Origin of the sequence: Burkholderia sp. F1 (assembly GCF_050813845.1) — a bacterium.
Lineage (GTDB): Bacteria > Pseudomonadota > Gammaproteobacteria > Burkholderiales > Burkholderiaceae > Burkholderia > Burkholderia ubonensis.
In genome coordinates this window covers 1,719,218-1,739,461 of record NZ_CP172421.1, presented here as the reverse complement: position 1 = coordinate 1,739,461, position 20,244 = coordinate 1,719,218, and the positions used below count along the sequence as shown (strand labels likewise).

Here is a 20,244-nt window from a genome sequence, read left to right as displayed (position 1 = left end):
ACGGGCAGGCGTTCCCGCGACAATCGGCGTCCGCCGAGGAGCAGCAACGCGCTCCCGATACCGACAAAGCAACACGCGCGAGCGTCGCGACACTGAGAGAACCACGATGGAAAGAATCTGGCTGAAGTCCTACCCCGAGGGCGTTCCCGCGACCGTCGATCCCGATCGCTACCCGTCGCTCGCGCACCTGCTCGACGAATCGTTCGCCACGTTCGCCGCACGCAACGCGTATGCGTGCATGGGGCGCACGATGACCTACGCGGAACTCGACACGTACTCGCGCAATCTCGGCGCATGGCTTCAACATCGCGGGCTGCGCAAGGGCGCCCGCGTCGCGGTGATGATGCCGAACGTGCTGCAGTATCCGATCGCGGTCGCCGCGGCGTTGCGCGCAGGCTATACCGTCGTCAACGTCAATCCGCTCTATACGCCGCGCGAACTCGAGCACCAGCTCCACGATTCGGGCGCGGAAGCGATCGTCGTGCTCGAGAACTTCGCGACGACGCTGCAGCAGGTGGTCGCGCGAACCGACGTCCGGCACGTCGTCGTCGCGTCGCTGGGCGACCTGCTCGGCCCGCTCCGCGGCACGGTCGTCAACTTCGTCGCGCGCCGCGTGAAGAAGCTGGTGCCGCCGTATCGCCTGCCCGGCGCGACGCCGTTTCGCACGGCGCTGCGGGACGGCGCACGGCAGCCGTTCCAGCCTGCCGCGCTGAATCACGACGACGTTGCGTTCCTGCAATACACGGGCGGCACCACCGGCGTGTCGAAAGGCGCGACGCTCACGCACCGCAACGTGATCGCGAACATCCTGCAGAACGACGCGTGGAGCCAGCCGGCGCTGCGCAAGGCGCCGCAGATCGACGCGCTCGTGACCGTCTGCGCGCTGCCGCTCTATCACATCCTCGCGCTGAACGCGTGCATGCTGATGGGCGCGCGCTGGGGCGCGATGAACCTGCTGATTCCGAATCCGCGCGACGTCGACGGGTTCGTCAAGGAGCTGTCGCGGCATCGCGTGAACTTCTTCCCGGGCGTGAACACGCTGTTCAACGCGCTGCTCAACCATCCCGGGTTCGCCGCGCTCGATTTCTCGGGACTGCGGATCACGCTCGGCGGCGGGATGGCCGTGCAGGAGGTCGTCAGCGCGCGCTGGATGAAGACGACCGGCTGCCCGATCCTCGAAGGCTACGGCCTGTCGGAGACGTCGCCCAGCGTGACGCTGAATCCCCCGACGCTCGGCGCGTTCACCGGCACGATCGGCTTGCCGGTGCCGTCGACCGACATCGTGCTCCTCGGCGAGAACGACGAACCCGTTGCGCAAGGGCAGCCCGGCGAGATCGCGATCCGCGGCCCGCAGGTGATGGCCGGCTACTGGAACCGCCCCGACGAGACCGCGCAGGTGATGACACCCGACGGCTTCTTCAGGTCGGGCGACATCGGCGTGATGGACGAGCACGGCTACGTGCGCATCGTCGACCGCAAGAAGGACATGATCCTCGTGTCGGGCTTCAACGTGTACCCGAACGAGATCGAAAGCGTCGTAGCCGCGCATCCGGGCGTGGTCGAATGCGCATGCGTCGGCGTCCCGGATCCGAATTCGGGCGAGGCGGTGAAGCTGTTCGTCGTGCGGCGCGATCCGGCGCTCACCACCGAGGCGTTGATGGCTTACTGCAAGAAGGAATTCACGGGATACAAGAAGCCGAAGTACATCGAATTCCGCGACAGCCTGCCGAAGTCCAATATCGGCAAGATCCTGCGGCGGGAGCTGCGGGACGAGCACGGGCAGGCTGCGTAAGCGCTTCGGCGGGAGTGGTCGACGAGGGGACCGTGCGATCGGCGCGCGCGAACACAGTGCGCCCCCGATCCTGACCGGCGTCTCGCGCCATGGCCCGCTTGATATACTTTCCGCCTACCCACCGAGCGGACGCGCACCATGTCAGCCATGCAGGTCACTCTCCGTCACGCCAACCCCGACGATGCCCGGACCATTGCCACGCTGCATACACTGAGCTGGCAACGCGCCTATCGGCACATCCTTCCCGCGGACTATCTCGAGCGCGATCTGTCCGACGAGCACCTGTCCAGATGGACCGCTTATTTCGCCCGTCCGGAAGCCGAATGGGGCATGGTCAGAATTGCCGAAGCGGAGGGCGCGCCGATCGGCTTCGTTTCGGCGGAAAACGTGCGGGATCCACACGACGGCGTGTTGCTCAATTGCCTGCACGTTCTTGCGGGGTATCAGGGTCACGGCGCGGGAAGGATGCTGATCCAGGCCGCGCGCGCCTGGACCCGCGAGATCGGTGAAAGCAGGCTGCATCTCTTCGTGCTCGAAGGCAACGCCAGCGCCATTGCCTTCTACGAGCGGTACGGCTGGCAGTACGCGGGAACCGAGTCGAGCACCATCGGAGCAACGCCGGTCGTAGACCACCGCTATGTGTTGCAGGCCTAGGCATTCGCCTGATCCTGCGTGAGAGGCCGATCCGGCTCGGCAATGAATGCTCACTTGGCGAGCCGCGAGGCAACGACGTCCCAATCGAGCAGAAAAACGAAGAAGGCCCACACCGGTGAATCTTCCGTGTGGGCCTTTTGACGCGGTGAACGTCAAGAAATCAAAGCAGTAACGCTTCGATCTCCGGACGTCACGCCTTCACGCGCCGCTGCCGCACCGCTTCGTACAGGCACACGCCGCTCGCGACCGACACGTTCAGGCTTTCGACGCTGCCGGCCATCGGAATGCTCATCACTTCGTCGCAGGTATCGCGCGTAAGCCGGCGCATGCCCTCGCCTTCCGCGCCCATCACCAGCGCGACCGGGCCGTCGAGCTTGATGTCGTAGAGCGTCGCCGACGCCTCGTCCGACGTGCCGATGATCCACACGCCGGCTTCCTTCAGCTCGCGCAGCGCACGCGCGAGGTTCGTCACCGTGATGTACGGCACCGTGTCGGCCGCGCCGCTCGCGACCTTCGCCGCGGTCGCGTTCAGGCCGACCGCACGGTCGCGCGGCGCGATCACCGCATGCGCGCCGGCCGCATCGGCCACACGCAGGCACGCGCCGAGGTTGTGCGGATCGGTGACGCCATCGAGCACGAGCAGCAGCGCCGGGCCCTGGATGCCGTCGAGCAGCTCGGACAGGTTCTGCGCGAGCGGAATGTCCTCGACGCGCGCGACGACGCCCTGATGGCGCTCGGTGTGCGCGAGCCCCCACAGGCGCGTCTCGTCGGCCGCGATCAGCCGCACGCCCGCTTCCTTCGCGGCGTGCAGGAAATCCTGCATGCGGCGGTCGCGGCGCGTCTGGTCGTACAGCACCTCCGCAACCGTCGACGCATCGTGCCGCAAGCGTGCGGTCACCGCATGAAAACCGTAAAGAACCTTCAGACGTGACATGACTGGAACAACCTTCGATCAAACGCGCGGCCGCGCAACGCGCACGGCCACAATCCATGGAAAAGGAAAGCGCCGCGCGCCCGGCCCATGACCGGTCACGCGGCGTCTCTCGATGCCGCCGGCGCGGCGCTCGCGCGCCGCCCCGTCGTTCAGTACTTCTTGCGGGCGCGCGCCTTCTTCGCGGCCGGCTTCGCCGATGCGCCCTTCTTCTTCGCGGCGGCGCGCACCGCCCGCACTTCCTTGACGGCCACGCTCGGCGCGCTTGCGGCCTTCTTGCCGCGCGCCGGCTCATCGGCCGGCGGCAGCGCGCGCACGCGCGGGCCGCCGCGATCCGCGCCGCCGGCCACGGGTGCCGCCGCCGGACGCGGCGCCTTCACCGGCGTGTCGCGCACGAGCCGGAAATCGATCTTGCGCGCGTCGAGGTCGACGCGGCTCACCTGCACGCGCACCCGGTCCGACAGGCGATAGCGGATGCCGGTGCGCTCGCCGCGCAGCTCGTTCTTGATCTCGTCGTACTGGAAGTAGTCCGAGCCGAGCTCCGTGACGTGCACGAGCCCTTCGATGAACAGCGTGTCGAGCTGCACGAAGATGCCGAACGACGTGACGCCGTTCACCATCCCGCCGTATTCCTCGCCGAGCTTGTCGCGCATGAAGTAGCACTTGAGCCACGCCTCGACGTCGCGCGACGCTTCGTCCGCGCGCCGCTCGTTCGCCGAGCAGTGCAGCCCGAGTTCTTCCCAGATCGCGGTGTTCGTCGTGCGCGAGCGGTTGCGCGCCTCGTCGTCGGCCTGCTGCATCGCGCGGGCGCGCGGCGACAGCGCGGTGTTCAGCTCGACGCCGTCCGGCGCCTTCGGCACATACTTCTTGCCGGACAGGATCGCGTAGATCGCGCGGTGCGTGAGCAGGTCCGGATAGCGGCGGATCGGGCTCGTGAAGTGCGCATAGGCTTCGTACGCGAGACCGAAGTGGCCGATGTTGTCCGGGCTGTAGACCGCCTGCTGCATCGAGCGCAGCAGCATCGGCTGCAGCATCTGCGCGTCGGGCCGGTCGCGGATATGCGCCATCAGCGCCGCATAGTCGCTCGCGTGCGGCGTGTCGCCGCCGCCGAGCGTCAGCCCCATCCCGCGCAGGAACGCGCGCAGGTTCTCGAGCTTCTCCGCGGTCGGCCCCGCGTGCACGCGGTACAGCCCCGGATGCTTGTTGCGCTTCAGGAAGTCGGCCGCGCACACGTTCGCGGCCAGCATGCACTCCTCGATCAGCCGGTGCGCGTCGTTGCGCTGGCGCGGCAGGATCTGCTCGATCTTGCCCTGCGTGTTGCAGACGATGTACGTCTCGGTCGTATCGAAGTCGATCGCGCCGCGCTTCTGGCGTGCGGCGAACAGCGCCTTGTAGACGCCGTACAGGTTCTGCAGGTGCGGCAGCAGCTCGGCGCGGCGCGCGGCCTCCGGCCCCTTCGTGTTCGCGAGCACCGCCGCAACTTCCGTGTACGTGAGGCGCGCGGCCGAATGGATCACGGCCGGGTAGAACTGGTAGGCCTTGATCTCGCCGCGCGCGGTGATCACGATGTCGCACGCGAGCACGCAGCGATCGACCTGCGGATTCAGCGAGCACAGCCCGTTCGACAGCTTCTCAGGCAGCATCGGGATCACGCGCCGCGGGAAATACACCGACGTGCTGCGCTCGACCGCGTCGCCGTCGAGCCCGCTGCCCGGCTGCACGTAATGCGACACGTCGGCGATCGCGACGATCAGGCGGAAGCCGTCGCCGCGGCCGACCTTGACCGGCTCGCAATAGACCGCATCGTCGAAGTCGCGCGCGTCCTCGCCGTCGATCGTGACGAGCGGCACGTCGCGCAGGTCGACGCGGAACCGCAGGTCGGCGGGCCGCACCTTGTCCGGCAGCGCGGCCGCGTCGTCGAGCGCGGGCTGGCTGAATTCGTGCGGCACGCCGTACTTGCGCACCGCGATCTCGATCTCCATGCCGGGATCGTCGATGTCGCCGAGCACCTCGACCACGCGGCCGAGCGGCTGCGAATGACGGCTCGGGAATTCGGTCAGCTCGACGACCACGACCTGCCCGACCTTCGCCTTCTTCACGTTCTGCGTGATCAGGATGTCGTGGCCGATGCGCTTGTCTTCCGGCGCGACGATCAGCGCGCCGTTCTCGTTGAGCAGGCGGCCGATCACGCGCTTGTTCGCGCGGTCGGTGACCTCGACCACATGGCCTTCCGGCCGGCCGCGTCGGTCGTAGCCGACGATCCGCGCGAGCACGCGGTCGTTGTGCATCACCTTCTGCATCTCGCCGTTCGGCAGGAACAGATCGTCCTGGCCGTCGTCGCGGATCACGAACCCGTAGCCGTCGCGATGGCCCTGCACGCGCCCGGCGACGAAGTTCGACGGATGGGTCAACTGGTAATGGCCGCGTTTGTCGAGCCGGATCTGGCCGTCGCGCTCCATCGCGGCGACGCGCCGGAAGAACCCTTCGCGCTCCTGGCGCTTGATCGACAGCGCCTCGGCGATGTCGTTCGCGGCGAGAGGCGCGTCGCTCGTACGCAGCACGCCGAGAATCTCTTCACGGCTCGGGATGGGGTACGGATATTTGCTCAAGGGCTTGTCGATGGTTGTTCTCGTTGCGATGGCTGATGGTGCGCGGCATCAATACGACCATGCCGATTTAGACATGTCTATATTGTTGGCGGCCATTCTAACACCCGGCCGTGTCGCAAACGATGCGGACGCGCTGCGTTCGCCCGCCGGCCGGCCCGGTTCGATGCAATGCAAAAAAGCGTTGACATGAATAAATGGGGCGCTATAATTGCGTTCTTTCGCAATGCAGTACCAAGCGAAACGTGCCCAGGTGGCGGAATTGGTAGACGCACTAGGTTCAGGTCCTAGCGGTGGCAACATCGTGGAGGTTCGAGTCCTCTCCTGGGCACCATCTGTTTTTTGAAAGGCCGGCTATATGCCGGCCTTTTTCATTTCCATGCCCCGTCACGATCCACGCACAACGCGCTTGCGCGGTGACCGCGGGGCCGAAATCCAGTGTCTGCATGCCGTCGAGCACGGCGCGCACCTGCTCGAGGGTGCGGATTCTTGTTTCGTCCAAGTCGATGATCATCCGTCAATGATCAACCACCCCGATAGCCCGCCACCCATCGGCAGTCAACACCCCGGCGCGTTTCCTTCGCTCCGGACTCATCGTCCGCTGGAAATGCGCGGCTGCAGGCTCATTTGCCATTGGACAGTGCTTTCTTCGCTTTTGCCACGAAAGCTCGAACTCGTCTCATTCCACGATAAACCCGATGCCATGTCGCATCGGATATCGCGGCCAGCGCCGCGAGGCGCTGGAGCCGCAACCTCACCGTGATCCCGGGCGAGCAGTACGAGTTCGACCGCGCCCTCCCCTTGTCGATAACGACCAAGGTTTTCCGGCCACACGGACAAGCGCTCGCGGCCGAGTGGCCTGTCTGGACGTACGTAATCAGTTCTTGCCGCCGCATGTCAGGGCACACCGTCGCTAAAATGCGCCCGGCCCCTCCCCGCCGGTCACACCGGCCAGTTCCCAACCCGTCACGTTCATCCTGCTCACAAGAAAGGACGTTTCATGTCATTACCACGCTTGATACGTACAGGGTTCTCGCTGTGCCTGCTGATAGCAGGCACAGCGATGGCCCAATCCGCCGAGGTACCGGGCTTTACCCACGTGCGCTCCCTGGCCGGTATCGACGAATACCGCCTGGACGCCAACGGCCTTACCGTGCTCACCGTGCCCGACCCTGCCGCGCCGGTGGTCAGTTTCCAGGTGTTGTATCGCGTGGGCTCGCGCAACGAGGCCACCGGCACCACCGGCGGCACCCACCTGCTGGAGCACCTGATGTTCAAGGGCAGCCGGAACTACACGAAAGAACAAGGCAACTCGGTGAACGTCTACCTGGAGCGGGTGGGCGCCAGCTTCAACGCCACCACCTCGATGGACCGCACCAACTACTTCGGCACCCTGGAGCGCCATGCGCTGGAGGGCTATATCGCCATCGAAGCCGACCGCATGCGCAACCTTCTGCTGCGCCCGGAGGACCTGGCCAGCGAGATGACGGTGGTGCGCAACGAGTATGAGCGGGGTGAGAACCATCCTGTCCGCGCATTGTTCCAGCAGGTGATGGCCGCCGCTTACCAGGCGCAGCCCTACCACCATCCCACCATCGGCTGGCGCAGCGACATCGAGCATGCCAGCGTGGACAAGCTGCGCAGCTTCTATGACACCTTCTACTGGCCAGACAATGCGGTGGTCATCCTGGTAGGTGACTTCCAGCCCGCGCAAGCGCTGGGCTGGGTCAAGCAGTACTACGGCGGCATTCCGCGCGCACCCCAGGCCATCCCGGCAATGACCACCGAGGAACCTCCTCAACAGGGGCCACGGCGTGTGGTGCTCAAGCGGGCCGGCGAAACCGGCACCCTCATCATGGCCTTCAAGGCGCCCAACGCCCTGCATCCCGATGCGGCGGCGCTGAGCGTGCTGGGCCTGGTGTTGAGCCAAGGCAAGGGTAGCCCGCTGTATCGCACGCTGGTGGACACCGCGGTTGCCACGAATGCCGGAGCCAGCTTCCATGCGCTGCGCGATCCCGGGCCGTTCCTGGTCACTGTCAATCTGGCGCCCAACGCCAAACACGACCAGGCCGAGAAAATCGCCTGGGCCGAACTGGAACGCATCAAGACCCAAGGCGTGACTCGCGAGGATATCCAGCGGGTGTTGGGTCCTTACCGGGCCGAGCAGATCTACAAGCGCGACGGTGTCAGCAAGACCTCCGCCCTGTTGGGCGAGGCGGTCGCGCAGGGCGACTGGACCCTGTTCGTCACCGAGCTGGATCAACTGGAAAAGGTCACGCCCGCCGACGTGCAGCGGGTGGCCCGCAAGTACCTCAATGAAGACCAGAGCACGACCGGCTGGTTCGTACCGGAGAAGTCGGCATGATGCGCGTTCGTTTCAAATACCTGCGGCCATGGGTGGTGGTGTTGGCCATGCTGTGGTTGCCTGTCATGGCTCAGGCGGGCATCGCCGATCGCGTGGTGCGCTCCCGGGCCGGCAGCATCGACCTGTTGGTCTATCCCATGGCGCCGCAGGAAATGGTGTCCCTTTCCGGGGTGATGCCTCTGGGCGATGCCGACGCGGCGAGCAAGGCGGCCAATCCCGCAGTGCCACTGCTGACCGGCATGCTGCTGGAGGCAGGCACCACCCGCCGCGACAAGGTGGCCATCTCCGGGCTGCTGGATAGCCTGGGGGCCCAGTTGTCGTTCCACACCGCGGGGGGGTACGTCGGCATCCGCGGCAAAAGCCTGACCAGGGATTTGCCGACCCTGATCGATCTGATGGCCGAGCAGTTGCGCTCGCCGGCCTTCAAGGCCGAGGAACTGGCCAAGGCCAAGACACTGCTGGAGGCCAGCGTCCGCCAAAGCTGGGAAGCTCCGGGCACACGGGCCCGTGACGCGCTGTCCCTCGCCATCTACCCCGAGGCGCACGTCAACGCCCCGGTGCCGCGTGAGCGGATGCTCCAGGCCATTGCGGCCGCCACGCTGGAGGACATCAAGGCGTTTCATCGAACATACTACGGACCGGCGCATATGACCTTGGTCGTGGTGGGCGGTGCGGACCCTCGCAGCCTGCCGGCCAAGGTGACCGAGGCCTTCGCGGGCTGGAGCGGCGGCAAGGCACTCGTACGGCAGGGGCCGGCACGCAAGGCAAGTCAGGCCGACACGCAGCGCATCGCCATGAAGGACAAGGCGTCCATCAGCGTGGCGTTTGGGCAGGCCATCGACCTGCGCGCCAACGACGCCGACTACCTGCCCCTGAGTGCGGCCATCGACGTCCTGGGCAGCGGCTTCACCGGCCGCCTGATGGCGACCGTCCGCGACAAGGAAGGCCTGACCTACGGCATCGGCGCCAGCCTGTCCGGCCTCTCCCTCATGGACGGTGGCTTTGTCATCAACACCAACTTCGCCCCGCCACTGCTGGACAAAGGCGTCGCCAGCACCCGCCGCGTCCTGGACGCCTGGTGGAAACAAGGCATCACCCAGGCGGAACTGGATGCACGCAAGGACGGCATGATCGGTCGCCGGCAAGTCGCCATGGAAACCACCGGGCAGATGGCCCACATGCTTACCCAGACGGTGCTCCAGGACCAGCCCCTGAGCGACCTGGACACCTACCCCGAGCGCGTCCGCGCCCTGACCGTGGAACAGGTCAACGCCGCCATCCGCAAGTACCTGGACCCCAGCAAGATGATGCTGGTGCAGGCGGGGACGTTTGCGGAGATGTAGCGGTCGCCCCGCTTTGTCGCCCCCTCCCGACCCGGCTCCGGCCGGGTCATTGCCATCCCGTAGACAGGTTTTCCCCGACGGAAGACCTGCCGCCACCCATGATCACCTGCCGTTCATGCGTCGCGGCGTTACCCAACACCGCGCGCGCAGGCAGCGCGTCGTTCATCGACGGTACTTTTCAAGGAAGACGACGCAGATGCACGATATCTATTGGAACCCCATGGTCCCCTAGCTGATCGTCCGTCGCCTTGACCACTCGCTGGACTTCCATACCCGGCTGCTCGGTTTCCACGTACGCTTTCGCCGCAGCGAACCCGACTTCGCTTATCTGGAGCAGGAAGGGGTCCAGTTGATGCTGGAACAGTACGATGCGAATGACGACGATGCCGGGCACGTCGGCGAACTCATCCCGCCCTTCGGGCGCGGCATCAACCTGCAGATGGAACTTCGCTCCATTGCGCCCTTGTGCGAACGCCTACGGATAGCGGGTGTACCGCTTTATCGCGAACCGACCGACCATTGGTATCCCGTTGGCGACGTGCAGTCCGGGCAACGCGAGGTACTCGTACAAGATCCCGACGGCTATTTGCTGCGCTTTTGCGAAATCCTTGGCGAAAGAGCACTCGAGTGATACGGGGGCCCAGGAAGTCGGCCGGATGTCGCGTGATCCCGTTCGTCGCGCCCGCATGCCCGACGACATGAGCCGTGTCCCGAATGCGCGGTTGAAGATCGGGGAAAAGGCGGTCGTTCCCTACCCCGCGGCCCGTACGAGGCGGACTTGCTATAAGGTCGAGGCCAAGCCCCAACGCTTCGCTGGCATTCGCCCCGCCCGCCACCCACCGGGTCGGAAGCAAACCTGGCCCAGTTTCCGAAAACGCAGCACGACTACCTTACGCATGCGTCGATGCGACCTCGTCTGCGAGCCGGTCGCGAAGCGCGACGTCGGGCGATAGCGCTGTCGCTGACGGCGACCGTTCACTCGACGACCGGTGAATTCGTCGCGGCGCGCAACGACGAAGCGCTCGACGTGCTGGTCCGCACCGTGCCGCCGTCGTCGGAGCCCGACTGCCCGCTCGATCTCGCGCTGTTCGAATACGAGCGCGTGTTGCCCGAGATCAAGCACGTCGGCGAAGTCGCGAAGACGCACTTCCTGCGCCGCGCGGTCGCGCAGGGTTTCGACGATGCGGCTTTCGTCGATCGTCATGGACGAGTCAGCGAGGGTTCGATCCGGAACCTCGCGTTCCGGGATGGCGACGCAGTCGTGTGGCCGGTGGCCGGCATGCTCGGCGGCGTCACGATGCGTATCGTGCGCCGGCAACTGGCACGCCTCGGCGTTGCGCAGCACGATCGCGAACTGACGCCTGACGACGTCCGCGCGATGGCGGGCGCCGTCGTCATGAATTCGTGGACGCCGGGCGTCGCCGTGCGCCAGTTCGGCACGGCAACGCTGCCCGACGCACCGTCGTCCGGCACCCTGCTGCATCGCACGAATGAAGCGGAGCCACCCGTCGCGCCGTGATGTGTATCGTCATTTGGTTTCGCCCACAACCACCTCGACGATGGGGAAAATGCCCTTGCGCTTCGCGCAGCTCACCAGGTGTCCCAGGCCGGCGATCTTTCGACCGGTTGGCGAAGCCTTGGGTGACCACGCCGCCGTGGTCTGTCATGTCGCCTTCGCGGACGCTGTCTTGCCTATCGACTCCCGTTTGATTTGGCCGTGCATGGTCGGGATGGCCTCGGCTCGCCCCCCTCCGTGCGGAAGTCAACGTGCCCCCCGTTCTCCCGAAAAACCGCAAAATCTGCAAACCCGCCAAAACTACATTGCTCCCCAAGGAGCCCGCAATTGAAACCCCAAACCCGCACCCAACACGCCCGCCGCATGGATCCCGTCCTGCGCTGGCTGGCAAGCAACCCCGACGCCGACCCGGATCTGTATCTGCTGGCCGACCTCGCCTGCTTGTCGCCGTATCACTTTCATCGCGTCTACCGCGCGATGATGGGTGAAACGGTGAACGCCACCGTGCAGCGCATCCGCATGCACCGCGCGGCGGTCGCGTTGGGCGCGACCGGGGCGTCATTGCGCGACGTTGCGCAGCGAGCCGGCTACGAGTCGGACGCGGCCTTCAACCGCGCGTTCGGCGCCACCTTCGGCATCTCGCCGGGGCGCTACCGCGCGGCCCGCTCCCGTCCCTTCGACCCCAAGGAGCCAGGCATGTACCCCATCACCATCGAAACCTTCCCCGGCGCCACGCTGGCCGCCTTGCCGCACCGCGGCAGCTATCAGGAAATCGGCCCGGTCTTCACCCGCGTCTTCATGCTTGCCGCCAGCCGCGGCCTGGCCCGTTCCGAAGCCATCGGCTTCGGCGTGTATTTCGACGATCCCGAGCAGGTGCCGGCCAGCCAGCTGCGCTCGATGGCGGGCGTATCGGTGACGCCAGACACCGACCTGGGCGACGAACTGGAACGCTTCGAGATTCCCGCTGTCCGCTGCGCGATCCTCACCTACACCGGGCCGTACAACGAGATGGATAAGCCGTATAACTGGATGTTCGCCGAATGGTTGCCCGGCAGCGGCATGGTGCCCGCGGACTTTCCCATGTTCGAGCAATACCTGAACGATCCGCGCACCACGCCGCCCGCCCAGTTGCAGACGCGCATCTGCATGCCGCTGAAGTAGGCAAGTTTTCGCGCACCACACGTCATGCCGGAAGTCAGCGCGATCTCGCTCGCGCCTGACTGTCTTTTGTCACCGGCTACGCGCGCCCTTCTTGCGCAGCGTCCGCAGGGTCCTATCGACGATACGATCGGTGGACGCCCCCATCGCACGCAAAGCTGACTCCCCCATGCGGGCGACGTCTTGCTGACATCGTTCAGCCAGTTGGCAACCGAATCCTGCACATAACGTGCGTCGTCGGCCTTGAGCGCTTCAAGCAACGGCTAAGCGATCTCGGGGTTGGTCTTGAGTTGCGGGATGTGTTCGCTCCACACACCGCGTGGTCGCCTGTTCTCCGACGCGAACCGCCGAACCTTGGGGTCCGGCGACGCGGCCCAGTCGAGCAGTAGCGTCACGGCTTCATCCACGTCGGCCGCGAGTGCTTGGCTGTCGCTCAGATATTTTTCGCCCGATACCGAAATAGTGTTGACAGCCCCTACGGACCCGCTATAATTGCATTCTTTCGCGATGCAGCACCAAGCGAAACGTGCCCAGGTGGCGGAATTGGTAGACGCACTAGGTTCAGGTCCTAGCGGTGGCAACACCGTGGAGGTTCGAGTCCTCTCCTGGGCACCATCTGTTTTTGAAAGGCCGGCTATATGCCGGCCTTTTTCATTTCCGCGCCAGGAAGCAAAGCGCCCGCACAAGCAGGCGCGTTCGTTTCCCACCGACGCGCGGCGCTACCCCCAGACGCTCCCCGCCATGTCCCGACGAACACCCCGCCAGCACCACCCCGATCGCCGCGAACGGCGCAGCCGGATGCAGTTCGTAGAGCCCGTTGCCGACGAGCGGCGCCACCACCATGCTGAGCCCCTGCGCGACCGACATCGCGCCCGCGCACGCGCCCTGCTCGTGCGGCTCGACCCGCGTGCTCGCGAGCGCCGCGACCGCCGGAAACGCCGCGCCCATTCCGCACGCCGCCACCAGATAGCTCGCGCACATCAGCAACGGCTGCGCAGGCTCGACCGCCAGCACCGACACGAAGCCGACGCCGCCGACGAGCGCGCCCCAGCGCAGCCACTGCTGCGGCGCGACCCGCCGCAGCCGCCCGACGAGCGACTGCATCGCGATCAGGCCGACGCCCGCGCTGCCGAGCGCATAGCCGACCACCGCCGACGCGTCGCGCGCGCCGACCTGCAGCCGATCGATCACGTAGAAGCCGAGCGCGCTGTTCGCGATCATCACGACGCTGTACAGCGCAAACGCGCTCCACCACGGCAGGCGCAGCCGCGGATCGGTCGGCTTCAGCCGCGCCGGCGCGTGCCTCGCGAGCCGCGGCCCGTCGTCGCGCAAGCGGCGCAGCCCCGGCAGGCCCGCGAGCGGCAGCAGCGCGAACACCACGAACGCGAGCGTCATGTCATAACCGGCGAGCCAACCCGCGAGCGGCGGCGCGATCACCATCCCGACCGCCCCCGCCGCGCCGAACCGCGCGAGCGCCGCCGCGCGCCCGGTGGTCGCAGTCCGGTCCGCGATCCACGCGGTCGCCGCGACCGGCAGGCCGGCATAGCAGCCGCCCATCGCCGCGCGCGTCGCCAGCAGCGCGACGAAGCTCGCCCAGATCGGCGGCATGGCCGCCCCGTCGCGATGCAGCGCCCAGCCGACATAGCCGGCCAGCAGCAGGAAGCTGACGACGAATCCGACGATCGACGCGCGCATCGCCGGCAGCCGGCCGCGTGCGTCCGCCGCGCGCCCCCAGCGCGGCGCGGCGGCGATCCAGACGAGCCCGACGCTCGCAATGACGGCGCCGATATGCAGGGGTTCGAGGTTCATACGGCGCGCCAGCGGGCCGGCGATCGCGACGAATGCGTAGGTGCCGGCCACCATCGCGAGATTCGCGAGCAGCAGCGGCAGGTAGCGGGGGCCGGCATCGGCCGGCGCTTGCAGGGGTTCGGCGGAAGTCGTCGACATGTCCATTCCGTAGTGGGTTGAAGAAGGCGCGCAGCGCGCGCCGACGCCGGCGTCAGCCGGCGCGGCCGTCCCGCGCGAGCCAGCGGCTGCGCGAGCGCAGCAGCGCGTCCTCGGTCGCGTCCCAGCCGAGGCACGGGTCGGTGATCGAGCAGCCGTAGCGCAGCGGACCGCCGAGCGGCTGCGCCCCCGCTTCGAGAAAGCTCTCGAGCATCACGCCGCGAATCGCGTCGCTGCCGGCGCACATCTGCCCGACGACGTCGTCGAGCACCGCGAGCTGCCGGTCGGCCTGCTTGCCGCAGTTCGCGTGCGAGCAGTCGATCAGCACATTCGGCGGCAAGCGCTGCACGCGCAGCGTCTCGACCGCGGCCGCCACCGATGCCGCGTCGTAGTTCGGCCCGTGCCGGCCGCCGCGCAGCACGAGGTGCGCATGCGGATTGCCGTCGCTGTGCAGCAGCGCCGGACCGCCGGCGCCGTCGATGCCGATGAAGGTATGCGGCCGCATGCTGGCCAGCATCGCGTGCGCAGCCACGTCGACCTGGCCATCGGTGCCGTTCTTGAAGCCGACCGGCATCGCGAGACCCGACGCCAGCTCGCGATGCACCTGCGACTCGGTCGTGCGGGCGCCGATCGCGGCCCAGCTCACGAGATCGCACAGGTAATGCGGCGTGACGACGTCGAGCGCCTCGATCGCCGCAGGCAGCCCGAGCGCGTTGATGTCGGCGAGCAGCCTGCGCGCGGCATGCAGCCCGTCCAGCACGCGGTGACTGCCGTCGAGGCCCGGGTCGTTGATCAGGCCTTTCCAGCCGACCGTCGTGCGCGGCTTCTCGAAATACACGCGCATCACCACGCAGAACGCGTCGCGCACCGCATGCGCGAGCCGCGCGAGCCGCCGCGCGTAGTCGAGCGCCGCCTGCGGATCGTGGATCGAGCACGGACCGACGACGACGATGCGGCGCGCGTCGCGGCGCTCGAGGATCGCGCGCAGTTGCCGGCGGCCGGCGGCCACGGTCGCGCGCGCGGCGACCGACGCCGGCAGGTCGCGGCGCAGTACGTCCGGCGCCGGCAGCCGCATGCCGACGCACAGCCGTTCGTCGCGGGGCGGCTCGGCATAGGTGCCGGCCGCCCCCTGTGCGATTTCGGCGGAGATCTGTTTCATCGATGAAGCTCCGGAAAAAGGAGGCGGAACATAGTCAGACGCCGAGCGTCGCGCCGCCGTCGACGCACAGGCTGTGCAGCGTGACGTGACGCGACGCGTCGGACAGCAGGAACAGCACCGTTTCGGCGACGTCGTCCGGCGCCGCGATGCGGCCGAGCGGAATGCCCGTGCGATACGTGTCGAGCGAACCCGCGATCACGCCCGCCGGTCCGGCCGGACCGTCCCAGAGCTGGCGCTGCATCGGCGTGTCGGTCGAGCCCGGCGCGACGATGTTGCAGCGGATGCCGTGCCCGGCCAGCTCGAGCCCGAGACAGCGGGTGAACTGGTGCGCGGCCGCCTTCGACGCCGCATACGCGGCCATCTGCATGCGCGGCACGAGCGCCGCGTTGGAGCCGACCGTCACGATGCTGCCGGCGCGGCGCGCGACCATCCGCTGCGCGACCGCGCGCGACAGGTGAAACACCCCGTGCGTATTCACCGCGAAACAGTGCGCCCAGTCGGCGTCGCTCAGCGACGTCGCCGCCGCGAGCCGCAGCACGCCCGCGACATTCGCGAGCATCCCGATCGGACCGACCGTCTCCTCCACGCGCGCGACCGCGCGTTGAACGGCCGCCGCATCCGCGACGTCGACCGTGAACGGATGGATCCGCGCGCCGAATGCCGCGCTGTCGGCCGCGTGGCGCGCAAGCGCATCGCCGTCGACGTCGAACGCGGCAACCTCGATCCCGCGCGCGGCGAGCGCGCGCGCGACGGCCGCACCGATACCCTGGGCCGCGCCGCTCACGACGGCGACCGTACCCGGAAAGGTCATTCCTGCCTGTGCATTCATCGATTCGAATTCCTCAAAAAGAGCCGGCGACGGTTGCCGTGGCGAGCCGTTCCGCCAGCGCGGCGCCGATCGCCGCCATCGGTTCGGGATCGGACATCCCGTCGTGCGAACAGTCGAGCGCGACGCACGTCAACGCGTCGGCCGCCAGATGGGCGCGCCAGCTGTCGGGCACCGGCAGGTCCGGCCGCTTGCGCGCCGCGTTGAACAGCAGCAGCGCGCCGTCGTAGCGCGGCGTGCGTGCCGCGCGGAACAGGCGCATCTGCCACAGCGTCGCGTCGGCGAACGCTTCGAGCCCCGCCGCGCCGAGCGCTGCGAACGGGCTGTTCGCCCGCAACAACCGCTGGCGCAACGCGTCGTCGGACAGGTCGGCCGTGTCGAAGTCGCCGTTGACCGTGAGCAGGATGCGCAGTGCGTCGCCCGGCGCCGGCTGCGGCTGCGCCGCCCATGCGGTCGCCGGATAGCTGTCCATCAGCGCGAGCAGGCCGACCGCCTGGCCGTCGCGCGCAAGCGCCGCGGCGACCGCGTGCGCGAGCGCGCCGCCGAGCGACCAGCCGAGCAGGTGGTACGGCCCGTCCGGCTGCAGCGCGCGCACGCGCTGCACGTAGGTGGCGACGAGCGCGTCGAAATCCGCGGCGTGCCGCGTGTCCTCGACCGACAGTTGCAGGCCGTCGAGCGCGACATCCGGCAGATGCGCGGCGAGCCGCAGATAGCTCCATGCGAGGCCGTCGGCCGGATGGAGGCAGATGAGCCGCGGGCCGCCGGCGTGCCCCACCTGGATCGCGAGATGCGGCGCGAACGCGTCGTGCGCGGTGCGCGGCCGGTACGCGAGCGGCGTTTGCAGCGCGGCCGCCAGCGCGTCGACCGTCGCGTGCCGGAACAGCATCGACACCGGCACGTCACGCTGGAGCTCGGTCGCGAGCCGCGCGCTGGCCTGGATCGCCTGCAGCGACTTCCCGCCGACGTCGAAGAAATTGGACGCCGGCGTGAGCGCGACCTCGCCCAGCACGTCGCGCCAGACGCGCATCACGCGCCGCGCCAGTTCACCGGTCTGCGGATCGTCGTCCGGCGCCGCGTCCCGTTGCGCGGCGAGCCGCAGCAGCGCGTTGCGGTCGGTCTTGCCGTTCGCGTTGCGTGGCAGGCCGTCGAGCACGCGCCACACGTCGGGAATCGCGGCGGCCGGCAGCGCGTCGGCCAGCCGCGCGCGCAGCGCGGCGACGTCGTCGGTCCCGGCGACGAACGCCGCAAGCGTCGTCGCGCCCGCGTCGCTGCGCAATGCGACGACCGCCGCCTCGCGCACGTCCGGCGAGCGCAGCAGCCAGTCCTCGATCTCGCGCGGGTCGATGCGCACGCCGCTGATCTTCACCTGATGGTCGATGCGGCCGTCGAAGCAGAGCCGGCCGTCGCGCAGCGTCGCGAGATCGCCGGTCCGGTATGCGCGAACGCCGCTGCCGGGCAGCGTCACGAAGCGCTCCGCCGTCAGCGCCGGATTGTCGAGATACGCGAGCGCGAGCGCGTCGCCGCTCAGCACGAGTTCGCCCGAACCGCCCGCTGCGACCGGATACCCGCGGGCGTCGACGATCCGCGCGTCGACACCCGCGCGCGGCGTGCCGATCGGCACCGGCTCGCCGTCCTGCCAGACCGCGCCCGGGCCGCCGACGCAAGCGGCGGTTGCGATGATCGTCGCTTCGGTCGGCCCGTAGGTGTTCAGCAACGCCTGATCCGGCAGCCACCCGCGCCAGCGCCGGATCCGCTCGGGCAGCGCCGCCTCGCCACCGATGATGGTCAGGCGCACGTTTCGAAGCTGCTCCGCGTGGCGGGCGTCGAGCGCATGCGCGAGCACATGCCAGTACGCGGTGGGCAGATCGAGCACCGTGATGCCGCGCTGCTCGACCTCGGCCGCGAACGCGTCGACCGAGTCGAGCATCGCGTCGTCGCGCAGCACGAGCGTCGCGCCGCTGCACAGCGTGACGAAGATCTCCTCGAAGCTCGCGTCGAAGTGCAGCGGCGCGAACTGCAGCACCTTGTCGTCGGGCCCGACGCGATAGAGCTCGCGCGTGCTCGCGACGAACTGCGCAAGCGCGCCGCGCCCGACCAGCACGCCGTTCGGGCGGCCCGTCGAACCGGACGTGTAGAGCAGGTATGCAGGCTGGTCGGCGTCGGTGCACGATGCCGCGCCGGCTCCGTCGCCTGCGCTGCGTGCCGCGGGTGCGCGATGCGCGTCGAGATCCAGCGTCGGCAGGCTGCCCGCGCACGCGCGATACGCGCCGCGCGTGATCACGAGCGCGGGCGCGGCGTCGGCGAGCATCGCCGCGGTCCGCTGCGGCGGGCCGTCCGGGTCGAGCGGGACGAGCACCGCGCCGGCCTGCAGCACCGCGAGCATCGCCGCGATCACGTCCGGCGCGCGCGGCGCGGCGAGCGCCACGCGGCAGCCGCGCGTCACGCCATGTCGGGCGAGCGCCGCCGCAAGCGCGTCGACATCGGCGAGCAGCGTGCGGTAGTCGATGCGCCGCGCGCCCGCCTCGATCGCGGTGCGCGTCGGCGCTTCCCGCGCGATGCGGGCGACGAGCGCGAGCACGTCGGGGTATGGCCCGGCGAGCGGCGCGCCGCGCAGGATCGACGGCGGCGGCAGATCGCCGAGCAGCGGCGCCACCGGTGCGTCCGGTGCGTGCCCGGCAAACCCATCCAGCCAGTCCGCGAGGCTGCGCGCATACGCGGCGAGCCGCGTCGCGTCGTAGGCGTTCGGATTGCCCTCGAGCGTGATGTGCCACGCGCCGGCGCGCACCGCGACCGTCACGTTCAAATCCTTCACGGGGCCGCCGCTGACCGCGCACGTATCGCTCGCGAGCCCGTCGAACGCGACCTGCCGCTCGAACGGCATCACGTTGACCGCCTGATTGAACAGGAACGCGTTGCGCTCCAGCAGGCCGAGGTCGCCGCGAATCCAGCCGTACCGGTAGTACAGGTGCGGACGGATCGCGCGCAGCCGCCCGGCCGTGTCGGCCGCGAACGCGCGCGGCGACCGGTCGGCGTCGACGTGCACGCGAAACGGCACGATGTTCATCGCCATGCACGGCACGCCGAGCGCCGGCGTGCCGAGACGGTTCATCACCGGCAGGCCGAACGTCAGATCGCGCTGGCCGCCCTGCTTCGCGAGCCAGATGCCGATCGCGCACAGCAGCCACGCGTTCCAGTCGACGTCGAGCCGCTCGGCGGCGTCGCGCAGCGTGTGCACGCGAGCCCCGTCGAGCGCGAGCGTCTCGCGCAACGCGTCCGTGCCGACCTCCTGCTGCTGCGCGAGGACAAGCGGCGCCGGCACGTCGCGCAGATGGGCGCGCCAGAACGCGCAATCGGCGTCGAAACCGCCGGTCGCGCGGTAGCGCGCCTCCGCGTCGACGACGCGATCGATGCGCCAGTCCGGCAACGCGGGCGGCGCCGCGCCGGCGACGCGCGCGTTGTAGCGGGCGGCGACCGCCTGCTGGAGCAGGCTGTAGCCGAAACCGTCGAGCGCGATGTGGTGAACCTGCAGATACCACCAGTGCCGCGTCGGCGACAGCCGCAGCAGCGCGGTGCGGTACAGCGGATCGACCGTCACGTCGCAGCTGATCGACAGCGACGCACGCATCCATGCGCGCGCGGCCTGCGCGGGATCGGGCTCCGCGGAAAAATCGACGAGCGGCAGCCGTGCGCACGGCGGCAGGCGCCACTGCCACAGCGCGTCGTCGGTCCACGCGAAGCGCATGTGCAGCGCATCCGCGTGATCGAGCACCGTCTCGACGCTGGCGGTCAGCGCGGCGACGTCGAGCGGGCCGTCGAGTTCGATCGTCTCGGCGGTCAGGTAGCCCGGATCGTCCGGATCGACCTGCTGCGCGACCCAGATTCCGTATTGCGCGGACGTTGCGCGCACCGGTCGGTCTTCGAGTTGCATGAAGGGGTTTGCCACGAGAAAT

Annotated in this window: 13 protein-coding genes and 2 tRNA genes; 9 read left to right on the top strand and 6 right to left on the bottom strand. The window is 68.4% G+C overall.

The genetic code is table 11. The features are described 5' to 3' along the window. The first annotated feature begins 106 nt into the window (after positions 1-106). Complete coding sequence (locus tag ACFIMZ_RS08325) at positions 107-1,792, top strand: long-chain-fatty-acid--CoA ligase (RefSeq protein WP_431822198.1); 1,686 nt, start codon at positions 107-109, stop codon at positions 1,790-1,792. A gap of 138 nt (positions 1,793-1,930) precedes the next feature. Then, entirely contained in the window at positions 1,931-2,446 is a 516-nt protein-coding gene (locus tag ACFIMZ_RS08320) for an N-acetyltransferase family protein (RefSeq protein WP_431822197.1), read from the top strand. A 190-nt stretch (positions 2,447-2,636) separates the two neighbouring features. On the opposite strand, the gene rlmB is transcribed toward ACFIMZ_RS08320, so the two are convergent. Next, entirely contained in the window at positions 2,637-3,380 is a 744-nt protein-coding gene (gene rlmB / locus ACFIMZ_RS08315; protein WP_174964196.1) for a 23S rRNA (guanosine(2251)-2'-O)-methyltransferase RlmB, read from the bottom strand. A 149-nt stretch (positions 3,381-3,529) separates the two neighbouring features. After that, positions 3,530-5,986, bottom strand: coding sequence for a ribonuclease R (gene rnr, locus ACFIMZ_RS08310; protein WP_431822196.1), 2,457 nt, complete (start codon positions 5,984-5,986; stop codon positions 3,530-3,532). A gap of 244 nt (positions 5,987-6,230) precedes the next feature. Between rnr and ACFIMZ_RS08305 the strand changes: the two genes are divergently transcribed. The 7 genes from ACFIMZ_RS08305 to ACFIMZ_RS08275 all read left to right on the top strand — a co-directional run bounded on the left by ACFIMZ_RS08305 (position 6,231) and on the right by ACFIMZ_RS08275 (position 12,980). Continuing rightward, a tRNA-Leu gene (locus tag ACFIMZ_RS08305) sits at positions 6,231-6,317 on the top strand. A gap of 729 nt (positions 6,318-7,046) precedes the next feature. Beyond that, the gene (locus ACFIMZ_RS08300) at positions 7,047-8,348 is read left to right on the top strand and encodes a M16 family metallopeptidase (RefSeq protein WP_431822195.1); all 1,302 of its coding nucleotides are present in this window, start codon (positions 7,047-7,049) and stop codon (positions 8,346-8,348) included. After that, a complete protein-coding gene (locus ACFIMZ_RS08295; RefSeq protein WP_431822194.1) occupies positions 8,345-9,691 on the top strand; it encodes a M16 family metallopeptidase in 1,347 nt (448 codons plus the stop codon). Before ACFIMZ_RS08300 ends, ACFIMZ_RS08295 begins: the two co-directional genes overlap by 4 nt. Positions 9,692-9,923: 232 nt before the next feature. Continuing rightward, positions 9,924-10,322, top strand: a complete 399-nt coding sequence (locus ACFIMZ_RS08290; RefSeq protein WP_431822453.1) for a bleomycin resistance protein — start codon at positions 9,924-9,926, stop codon at positions 10,320-10,322. 273 nt (positions 10,323-10,595) lie between these two features. Continuing rightward, positions 10,596-11,210 (top strand): aminotransferase class IV, encoded by a 615-nt coding sequence (locus ACFIMZ_RS08285; protein ID WP_431822193.1) that lies wholly within the window; start codon positions 10,596-10,598, stop codon positions 11,208-11,210. Positions 11,211-11,534: 324 nt separating this feature from the next. Then, the gene (locus ACFIMZ_RS08280) at positions 11,535-12,368 is read left to right on the top strand and encodes an AraC family transcriptional regulator (RefSeq protein ID WP_431822192.1); all 834 of its coding nucleotides are present in this window, start codon (positions 11,535-11,537) and stop codon (positions 12,366-12,368) included. Between the two features lie 525 nt (positions 12,369-12,893). Then, positions 12,894-12,980, top strand: a tRNA-Leu gene (locus ACFIMZ_RS08275). Positions 12,981-13,016: 36 nt separating this feature from the next. On the opposite strand, the gene ACFIMZ_RS08270 is transcribed toward ACFIMZ_RS08275, so the two are convergent. Genes ACFIMZ_RS08270 through ACFIMZ_RS08255 form a run of 4 tightly spaced genes read right to left on the bottom strand, consistent with a single transcriptional unit; the run spans position 13,017 to position 20,222 of the window. After that, positions 13,017-14,312: an MFS transporter gene (locus ACFIMZ_RS08270; RefSeq protein WP_431822191.1), complete on the bottom strand. Its 1,296-nt coding sequence runs from the start codon at positions 14,310-14,312 to the stop codon at positions 13,017-13,019. Between the two features lie 52 nt (positions 14,313-14,364). Continuing rightward, positions 14,365-15,468, bottom strand: coding sequence for a 3-deoxy-7-phosphoheptulonate synthase (locus ACFIMZ_RS08265; protein ID WP_431822190.1), 1,104 nt, complete (start codon positions 15,466-15,468; stop codon positions 14,365-14,367). Positions 15,469-15,502: 34 nt separating this feature from the next. Then, positions 15,503-16,279, bottom strand: a complete 777-nt coding sequence (locus tag ACFIMZ_RS08260) for a 2,3-dihydro-2,3-dihydroxybenzoate dehydrogenase (RefSeq protein ID WP_431822452.1) — start codon at positions 16,277-16,279, stop codon at positions 15,503-15,505. 31 nt (positions 16,280-16,310) lie between these two features. After that, positions 16,311-20,222, bottom strand: a complete 3,912-nt coding sequence (locus tag ACFIMZ_RS08255) for an amino acid adenylation domain-containing protein (protein ID WP_431822189.1) — start codon at positions 20,220-20,222, stop codon at positions 16,311-16,313. Positions 20,223-20,244 lie beyond the last annotated feature (22 nt).